Origin of the sequence: Paraburkholderia sp. Ac-20336 (assembly GCF_017105025.1) — a bacterium.
Taxonomy (GTDB): domain Bacteria; phylum Pseudomonadota; class Gammaproteobacteria; order Burkholderiales; family Burkholderiaceae; genus Paraburkholderia.
Genome location: NZ_JAAGPS010000099.1, coordinates 21,457 through 29,601, shown reverse-complemented (window position 1 = coordinate 29,601; position 8,145 = coordinate 21,457). Strand labels below are relative to the sequence as shown.

10 protein-coding genes are annotated in these 8,145 nt (G+C 64.2%); 7 read left to right on the top strand and 3 right to left on the bottom strand.

The window, feature by feature from the left end; all coding sequences use genetic code 11:
- From GXB81_RS23005 to GXB81_RS22995, 3 genes are all read left to right on the top strand, one after another.
- Positions 1–269, top strand: a 269-nt coding sequence (locus GXB81_RS23005) for an energy transducer TonB (RefSeq protein ID WP_205990409.1), incomplete at its 5' end; no start/stop codon positions are given.
- A 27-nt stretch (positions 270–296) separates the two neighbouring features.
- A complete protein-coding gene (locus GXB81_RS23000; protein ID WP_167050386.1) occupies positions 297–1,031 on the top strand; it encodes a MotA/TolQ/ExbB proton channel family protein in 735 nt (244 codons plus the stop codon).
- Positions 1,032–1,047: 16 nt separating this feature from the next.
- Entirely contained in the window at positions 1,048–1,467 is a 420-nt protein-coding gene (locus GXB81_RS22995; protein ID WP_167050384.1) for a biopolymer transporter ExbD, read from the top strand.
- Positions 1,468–1,871: 404 nt separating this feature from the next.
- Here GXB81_RS22995 and GXB81_RS22990 read toward each other — a convergent pair whose 3' ends face one another.
- Entirely contained in the window at positions 1,872–2,867 is a 996-nt protein-coding gene (locus GXB81_RS22990; protein ID WP_205990408.1) for a LysR family transcriptional regulator, read from the bottom strand.
- A 122-nt stretch (positions 2,868–2,989) separates the two neighbouring features.
- On the opposite strand from GXB81_RS22990, the gene GXB81_RS22985 reads away from it, so the two are divergent.
- The 4 genes from GXB81_RS22985 (at position 2,990) to GXB81_RS22970 (ending at position 5,456) form a co-directional block, all read left to right on the top strand.
- Entirely contained in the window at positions 2,990–3,868 is an 879-nt protein-coding gene (locus GXB81_RS22985) for a pirin family protein (RefSeq protein ID WP_167050381.1), read from the top strand.
- 140 nt (positions 3,869–4,008) lie between these two features.
- On the top strand, positions 4,009–4,407 hold the full coding sequence (locus tag GXB81_RS22980) for an OsmC family protein (RefSeq protein ID WP_167285575.1): 399 nt from the start codon (positions 4,009–4,011) through the stop codon (positions 4,405–4,407).
- A gap of 100 nt (positions 4,408–4,507) precedes the next feature.
- A complete protein-coding gene (locus GXB81_RS22975) occupies positions 4,508–4,990 on the top strand; it encodes an SRPBCC family protein (protein WP_205990407.1) in 483 nt (160 codons plus the stop codon).
- Between the two features lie 205 nt (positions 4,991–5,195).
- Complete coding sequence (locus GXB81_RS22970) at positions 5,196–5,456, top strand: hemin uptake protein HemP (protein ID WP_167285576.1); 261 nt, start codon at positions 5,196–5,198, stop codon at positions 5,454–5,456.
- Positions 5,457–5,854: 398 nt separating this feature from the next.
- On the opposite strand, the gene GXB81_RS22965 is transcribed toward GXB81_RS22970, so the two are convergent.
- Positions 5,855–7,264: a 4Fe-4S binding protein gene (locus GXB81_RS22965; RefSeq protein WP_205990406.1), complete on the bottom strand. Its 1,410-nt coding sequence runs from the start codon at positions 7,262–7,264 to the stop codon at positions 5,855–5,857.
- Complete coding sequence (locus tag GXB81_RS22960; protein WP_167050371.1) at positions 7,261–8,106, bottom strand: FTR1 family protein; 846 nt, start codon at positions 8,104–8,106, stop codon at positions 7,261–7,263. The genes GXB81_RS22965 and GXB81_RS22960 overlap by 4 nt, the downstream gene beginning before the upstream one ends.
- Positions 8,107–8,145 lie beyond the last annotated feature (39 nt).

Sequence of the window (8,145 nt, the reverse complement as noted above, 5' to 3'; positions counted from 1 at the left end):
TCTCGCACATCGATTGCAACATCGCGCAGCCCGAGTACCCGATGCTGTCGAAACGGCGCGGCGAATCCGGCACGGCGTACGTGCGCTTCGTGGTCGGTCTGACGGGCAAGCTCGAGAGCGTCGAGTTGAAGAAAAGCAGCGGCTTCAGCCGCCTCGACGACGCCGCGGTCTCCGCCGTGCGCGCGAGCGCCTGCAAGCCCTATCTCGAGAACGGCCAGCCGGTGCGGGCCGTGTACACCCAGCCTTTCAACTTCAATCTGACCGATTGAAGCAGCTTTCAAAAACAGGGAATTGCAATGCAAAACTACGGATTGGCGCACGTGTGGGCGCAAGGGGATTTCGTGACGCGCGGCATCGCGCTTGCGCTCCTGATCATGTCGGTGATGTCGTGGAGCGTGATCGTGGTCAAGAGCTGGAACGTGATGCGCCTGAAGCGTCTCACGAAGAACGCCGAGCAGGCGTTCTGGCATTCGGACGATCTCGCCGACGGCGTGGAAAAGCTCGGCGCCGGCTCCTCGACGCCGCAGGACAATCCGTTCCTCGCGCTCGCGCTGGCGGGCCAGGAAGCGGCCGACCATCATCATCAAACGCAGCCGCATCTGCATGACCGCATGGACGTGTCGGACTGGATCACGCGCTGCCTGAAGGACACGATGGACGAAAGCGTCGCGCGCATGCAGAGCGGCCTCGCGATTCTCGCGTCGATCGGCAGCACGGCGCCGTTCGTCGGTCTGTTCGGCACGGTGTGGGGCATCTATCACGCGCTGCTCGCGATCGGCGCGAGCGGCCAGTCGTCGATCGACCAGGTCGCCGGCCCGGTCGGCGAGGCGCTCATCATGACCGCGTTCGGCCTGTTCGTCGCGATTCCGGCCGTGCTCGGCTACAACGCGCTCACGCGCGCCAACAAGGCGATCGTCGCGAAGCTCTCCCGCTTCGCGCACGGCCTGCATGCGTTCTTCGTGACGGGCGCGCGCCTGTCGTCGTCCAAGCGTAGCCGCGACGGCCTGCGTCTCGCGACCCGCGCCAACTGATCGACGAGGCATTCCGATGGCAATGAGCCCTTTCGCCGGAGACGATGACGACGGCCTGATGAACGAGATCAACATGACGCCGCTCGTCGACGTGATGCTGGTTCTGCTGATCGTCTTCATGGTGACGATTCCGGTGATCCGTCATGCGGTCAAGATCGATCTGCCGCACGCGAGCAGTCAAAAGGAAGACACGAAGCCCGCGCAGGTGACGGTGTCGATCGACGCGGACGGCAACGTGCTGTGGGACAGCACCAAGGTCGACGACGCGGCGCTTGCCGCGAAGATCGCGGCGGCCGCGCAGGCGAACCCGCAGCCGGAACTGCATCTCGATGCGGACCGCAAGGTGCCGTACGAGAAAGTCGCGCAGGTGATGTCGGCGGCGCAGGCAGGCGGTCTCACGAAGATCGGCTTCGTCACGCAGCCCAAAGCGAAGTAACGCCGCATCGGCGTGAAAACGCAAAAAAGCCCCTTGTACAGGGGCTAAAAAAACAAGAGCCAAAAAGTAAAAGGCCTTCATCGTCAGATGAAGGCCTTTTTTTGTGCGCACTCGGCGCCTTCGGGCGGCGGGATCATTTGCCATCGGCCGAAGACTGATAGCTCCTATCACCGCATGCGACAGCCGTGCTCGACACGGACAGCGCGGTCAGCCCTATCAGGCTCGCTATGATAGCGGCCATGAGTTTTCGCATAAGAGACTCCTTAGCGAAGGGATTTCACTATAGGCCCGAGGGCGCGCGCATTCAAGCAAACGGCCATTGAAAGTAACCATGACAGGCCGCGCTTAAATGCTAAAAACGATTTGCGCAACGCGATACGGCTGACGCGCGGGCGATGCGGGCGCTATGAGACAACTGCCGAGGCAGCCGTGGACGCCGCCTGCGCCACCTTTTCGTCGCGCACCGGGCACTCACCCATGATGTGCGTGCCGGAATCCTGATCGAGCATCTCGACCAGATAATCGACGAACGCCCGCACGGCCGGCACCATCCCCTGGCGCGAGACGAACACCGCGTACAGCTGCGGCGTCGGAAAACTCCAGCCCGGCATCACCGGCGACAACTGCCCTGCCCGCAAGGCGGCGCCGTACATCATCTCCGGCAGCGCCGAGATGCCGACGCCCGCGAGCACCGCCTCGCGGATCGTCATCAGATCGGCGGTCACGAGGCGCGGCTCATGTTCGTGCACATGGCGCGTGCCGTCGGGCGAGATCAGGTTGTAGACGTGGCGGCCATCGCTCGTCGGCACGTCGAGCGTTTCGAAGCGGCTCAGGTCGGCCGGCGTCAGCGGCGGTGCATTCTGCTGCAAAAGGCTCGGTGCACCGACCAGCATCTGCTGCGTGCGCCACAGCGGCCGCACGACGATGTTGGCGTTTTGGGGCGGATCGGAGCGCACGCGCAGCGCGACGTCGATCGCATCCTCGAACAGGTCGACCACGCGATTCGTCACGCGCATGATGACGCGCACCTCGGGATAGCGGTGCATGAACTCCGGCAGGATGACCGACAGGATGGTCTGCGAAATCGTGACCGGCACGCTCACGCGCACGGTGCCGCGTGGCGACGAGCGCAGTTGCTGCACCACGTTGACCGCCGCCTGCGCCTCGCTCAGCATCGCCTGACAGTGCTGATAGAAGAGCTGGCCGGCCTCGGTCAGCGCGAGCTTGCGCGTGGAGCGCTGCAGCAGGCGCACGCCGAGCGACGCCTCCAGCTCCGTGAGCCGCCGCGACAGACGCGATTTGGAAATGCCTAGCACGCGCTCGGCAGCGGAAAATCCGCCATGTTCGACGACCTGCGAAAAGTACATGAGGTCGTTCAGGTTGTGAGAATCGATCTTCATCTCATCGTTCCGTTAGCAGAACAATCCATTGCTTGAAGGTGGCTGGTACCGTGAAAAACGGTCCCTATAATAGCCTCATGTTTCAAAAATAACGCTATTCCCCATTTTTCAAGGTGATATTGATGAGCACGACACGCACGATCGAACGCACGTTCCCGTCGGTTCGCACCGTTGAAGGCGGCGGATTTATCGTCCACCGGCCGTTTCCGACGCGTCTTTTAATGGATTTCGATCCGTTCCTGCTGCTCGACGAAATGGGGCCGGTCGACTACGCGCCTGGCGAGGCCAAGGGCGCGCCCGATCACCCGCATCGCGGCTTCGAGACGGTCACGTACGTGCTCGAAGGCCAGTTCGGCCACAAGGACTCGGCGGGCCACTCCGGCACGCTGCACGCCGGCGACGTGCAATGGATGACCGCCGGCGCGGGCGTCGTGCATAGCGAAATGCCGGACCCGGCGTTCGTGCGCACAGGCGGGCGCGTGCATGGCCTGCAATTGTGGGTGAATCTGCCGCGCCGCGACAAAATGATCGCGCCGCGCTACCAGGAAGTCCCGTCGGCGAGCATCCCCGTCGCGACCTCCGCGGACGGCAAGGTGCGCGTGAAGGTGATCGCGGGCGAAGCGCTCGGCGTGAAAGCCGCCATCGAAACGCGCACGCCGATCCTCTATCAGCATTTTTCGCTGCAGCCGGGCGCGACGATCCGCCAGCCCGTGCCGGCCGACTATCGCGTGTTCGCTTACGGGCTGTCCGGCAAGGGCATCTACGGCGAAGGCGAGGCGCGTCGCGAAATCGCCGCGCAAACCATGGTCGTGTTCGAGGACGACGGCGACGCGGTCACGCTCTCGGCCGGCGAGGAGCCGCTCGAAGTGCTGCTGCTCGGCGGCGTACCGCTCAAGGAGCCGGTGGTGCGCTACGGCCCGTTCGTCATGAACAGCGAGGGCGAGATCCGCCAGGCGGTGCTCGATTACCAGGCCGGCCGGATGGGCGCGATTACGCACTGAAACCCGCCGCTGCCTTGGCCGACCACGCCGCGAACGCCTGTAAATTCGGTCACAATAACGCTTTGAGTCGCGCCGCCCGCGGGTTCGTTGCAACGAACCGCGACGCGCGGCGCTTTTTTCGTCCCCGCAGAGGAGCACGCATGGCAGAGTCCACCGTCACCGCCCACATCGGCTCGACGAACTTCCAGGTCAGTTTCGACGACGGCAGGCACACGTGGCTCGCCGACGAACCCGCATCGCTCGGCGGTGGCGATCGCGGCCCGACACCCGTCTCGCTGCTGCTGTCGAGCCTCGGCGCCTGCACGTCGATCACGCTGAAGATGTACGCGCAACGTAAGGAATGGCCGCTGGCCGGCGTGCGCGTGAAGCTCTCGCTGGAAACCGGCGACGCCGGCTCCACGATCGACCGTCAGATCGTGCTCGAAGGCGACTTGTCCGACGAGCAGCGGGAACGGCTTCTGCAGATTGCCAATGCGTGTCCGGTCCACAAGATCCTCACGCATACGATCTCGATCCGCTCCGCCCTCGCCGTCGCGTGACGGACGTCCGGCGGACGAGCCCGCGCAAGCGGGCCGCGGAGATCGACAGAGGTCGGTGGATATCGCAACGTTTGCAATGTTTTCATAGGACGCAGCCGTCTTGAATTTCGAACACCTTATCCAGATCAACGATCCGTTGAATCCCTTCGTCGACTCGATGACCCGCGAACAGTTGTGGGAAGGACTCGTGCTGCGCGCCGAGCAGCCGCAACTGTTCGTGATGGGCCTCGACAGCTGTACGATCCTGTCGCGCGAAGGCAATGTCCTCGAACGCGAACTGCACTACGGCCAGGCCACCGTGCGCGACCGTGTCACGCTCGAAGAAAGCCGCAGCGTGCGCTACGACATCCTGCCGACCGCGGACCACGTCGGCGGCTCGCTCACGATGACGATCGAGCAGCCCGACGAATTGCAGCTCTTCCTGCGTTTCGAGTATGCGACCACGCTGCCCGTCTCGACCGATCAGGACGCCGTGCAGACGCAGGAGATCGTCAAGTCGGCGTATCGCGAGAACGATATCGACACGGTACGGCTGATCCGCCAATACGTGGCGGCGAAGCAGGAACCGGGACCGTTGCATTGAATGACGCGCGGGCGCCCTGCCCGCGCCACGCCACGCCACGCCACGCCACGCCACGCAGGGCCGTGACCACGACGGCCCTCGATCCTCGTACGGCGAGTCGTTCCTCTACCTATCGGAAGTCGAATCCAATAAATTACTCTTTCTTGTAAATAGGAATAGTTATCATTTAGAATCAATCCATCGAATCGACGAACAGCTCAAACGAATGACCGATCTGAACCGCTCCTCTACGCTCGGCCTGCGCCGCCCGGCGGCCGCGCTGACCAGCCGCCCGAAATCGTCGTCGACGGCCAACGCATCGGCCAAGCCGGCCCCGGATCGCAAGAACGCTCCGGGCGAGACACAGGAGCGGGTCGTGCGCAGCGACGCGCTGCTACAGGGTCATAGTCACGTCAGCATCGTCCATAACGGCGAGACCTACCAGTTGCGTGCCACGCGGCTGGGCAAGCTGATTCTGACGAAGTAAGGAACGAGAGGTCAGTACAGGGTATTGTGGGGACCACCTCCCAGAGAGGTGTTAGGCATTAGCCAGCCACGACGGCTTGCACGCGAGAACTAGACCCCTTCGTGCAGACACCAAGCCAGCCGTCGCAGCAAGCCAGGCCGCTTTTTTGGTTCTCACTGGATAGCGGATGCGCCAAACGTCGCGTGTCGCTGAATCGGAAAAATGGAAAAGCCGTGGGATGATGACATCCCGCGGCTTTCTGTTTGGTGCTGCGGTTTTCCGCCTAGGGTTTTCTTTGCCGGTTTTTCCTTTGGCCGATACGGTTCGCTGCGCGTCGGCCGGCGGCTGCGCGGAGCGAGCACCAACGCTAGGCAGTCCGCGAAGCCGCCGGCGCGCGCCGCTCGCCTACTTCCCGCCTACTACTTCGACGCCCAGCCCCAGAACATCAGCCACCACGCGCTATTCACCACGGCCAGCGCCGCGACGAACCACAGCAGCGCCAGCGCGCGCGGCACGAAGCGCTCGCTATAGCGGCGCGTGACGAGCCACGCGAGCCACGCGCTCCACAGGCTCGAAATCACCAGAATCGCGATGCGCAGATCCGACGCCCACCACAGCGGCACGTGTTCGGCGCGCAGCAACGACAGCGTCGTCGCCGAAAGGCCGAGGAACACGCCCGCGCCGGCAATCGGAATCAGCCCCTGCGTCAGATGATGCAGCCGCGTTGCGTCAAAGCGCCCGAGCATGCGCGTCGCGCCCATCAGCAACAGCAGCAGCGCGGTGCCGTAGACGAGCGCCGTCGCGAGGATGTAGCCGATCAGCAGCGAGCCGTCGAGCCATGAGAACACGTCGTTCTGCTCGGGATAATGCGTGAACAGGAACCACGGCGCGTTGGTGTCGAGCGGCCACGTGATGTCGTGATCGACGAGCCATGTCGCGGCGAACATCTTCAGATCGATGAACCAGCGCGAGGCAGTCCAGTGGAACGCGCCGATCGCGATGCCGAGCAGGCCGTAGAGAATCAGCGCGGTGTCCCACGGGTTCGCCTTCTTGTCGCCCAGCTGCACTACTTCCGACGACGGCTTGCGCCACGTCAGCGCAATCGCGTCGCGGTGTCCGCTGCAACGGCCGCACATATGGCAGTCCGCCGCACCCTTCATGTTGCGCAACGGCACGAGCGGCGCGCAGTTGATCGGAATCACGCGATGCCCGTGCTCGCCGTTCGTGTACGAGCGGCGCCAGGCGTCTTCGTCGACCTTGTAGTGAAACGGCGCAAGGCGCGCCAGAAGCGCAAAAACCCCGTTGACGGGGCACAGATACTTGCACCAGACACGCTTCTCGCGTCCGTACAGCAGGCCGATCACGATCGCCGCGAAGGTCGAGCCGCCGAGCACCAGCAGCACCGCTTTCGGGTACTGGTAGACGCTCACCATCTGCCCGTAGATCGTCGTGATGCCGAACGCGACGAAGGGCCAGCCGCCCCAGCGCATCCAGCGCGGAATCGCGCGGCCGCGGCCGAACCTGCTCGCGAATTCGGCGAGCGCGCCTTCGGGGCACAGCACGCCGCACCAGACGCGCCCGAGCATCACCATCGACAGCAGCACGAACGGCCACCAGATGCCCCAGAACACGAACTGCGCGGCGAGCGTCAGGTTGTTCCACAGATGCGCGGTGTCGTCGGGCAGCGGCATCAGCGCGGGCACGATAATCAGGAACGCGTACACCGCGACCACGATCCACTGGATGCCGCGGATCGCCGCGCCGTGACGCTGCATCCACTGGCCGGCCGCCGCGAGACGGCCCGGCCGCGGCGCCATCACGGTACTCATGCCGCGCGCCCGGCTGCCTGCTGCGCCGGCTTGCGGGTTGCGCGGCGCACGAGCCACCAGACGACGCCCCAATAGACCGCGTAGGCGATCAGGTTCATCAGCGCCGGATGCGCGCGATAGCCGGTCAGCGTCGCGACGAGCGAGCCGAAGGTGCTCGAATCGTCAAGGATCGCCGACGAATTCCACAACTGGTCGACGAGCGTCGGCAGGATTTCCTTGTCGATCAGCTTGTCGACGCCGGTCTGGAACAGGCCCGCGCCGAGGAACAGCAGCATGATTTCGGTGACGCGGAAAAAGAGCCGCCACGAGAAAATCTTGCCGCCGAGCTGCAATACGTAGAAGGTCAGGAACGCGAGCGCGAGACCAATCGCCACGGCCAGCATCTGGCTGCCGTCGACGTGGCCCGACTGGCCGAAGCCGAGGCCGTACAGGAAGATCACCGTTTCGCTGCCTTCGCGCGCGATCGCCAGCGCGACCAGCACCGCGACGCCCCACCAGTTCGAATCGCGCTGGCTCTTTTGCAGCGACTGTTCCATGTCGCGCTTCAGCGTGCGGCCGTGCTGCTTCATCCACAGCACCATCTGCACGATCAGCACGCAGGCGATCAGCACCATCGCGGTCTGGAAGTAGTCCTGCGCGTCGCCGGACAGCACCTCGGTGAAACCGACCAGCGCCGCGCCAAGCGCGACCGCCGCGATAATCCCGGCCGCCACGCCGCCCCACAGGTACGGCAGGCCGCGGCGCGCGTCGTCGTCGCCGTTTTTCAACCACGCGTACAGGATGCCGACGACCAGCAGCGCCTCGACACTTTCCCGCCACACGATGAACAGAATCTGACCCATTCAAGCTCTCCTTCGATACTTCTGCTGCCCCGCGTGCGA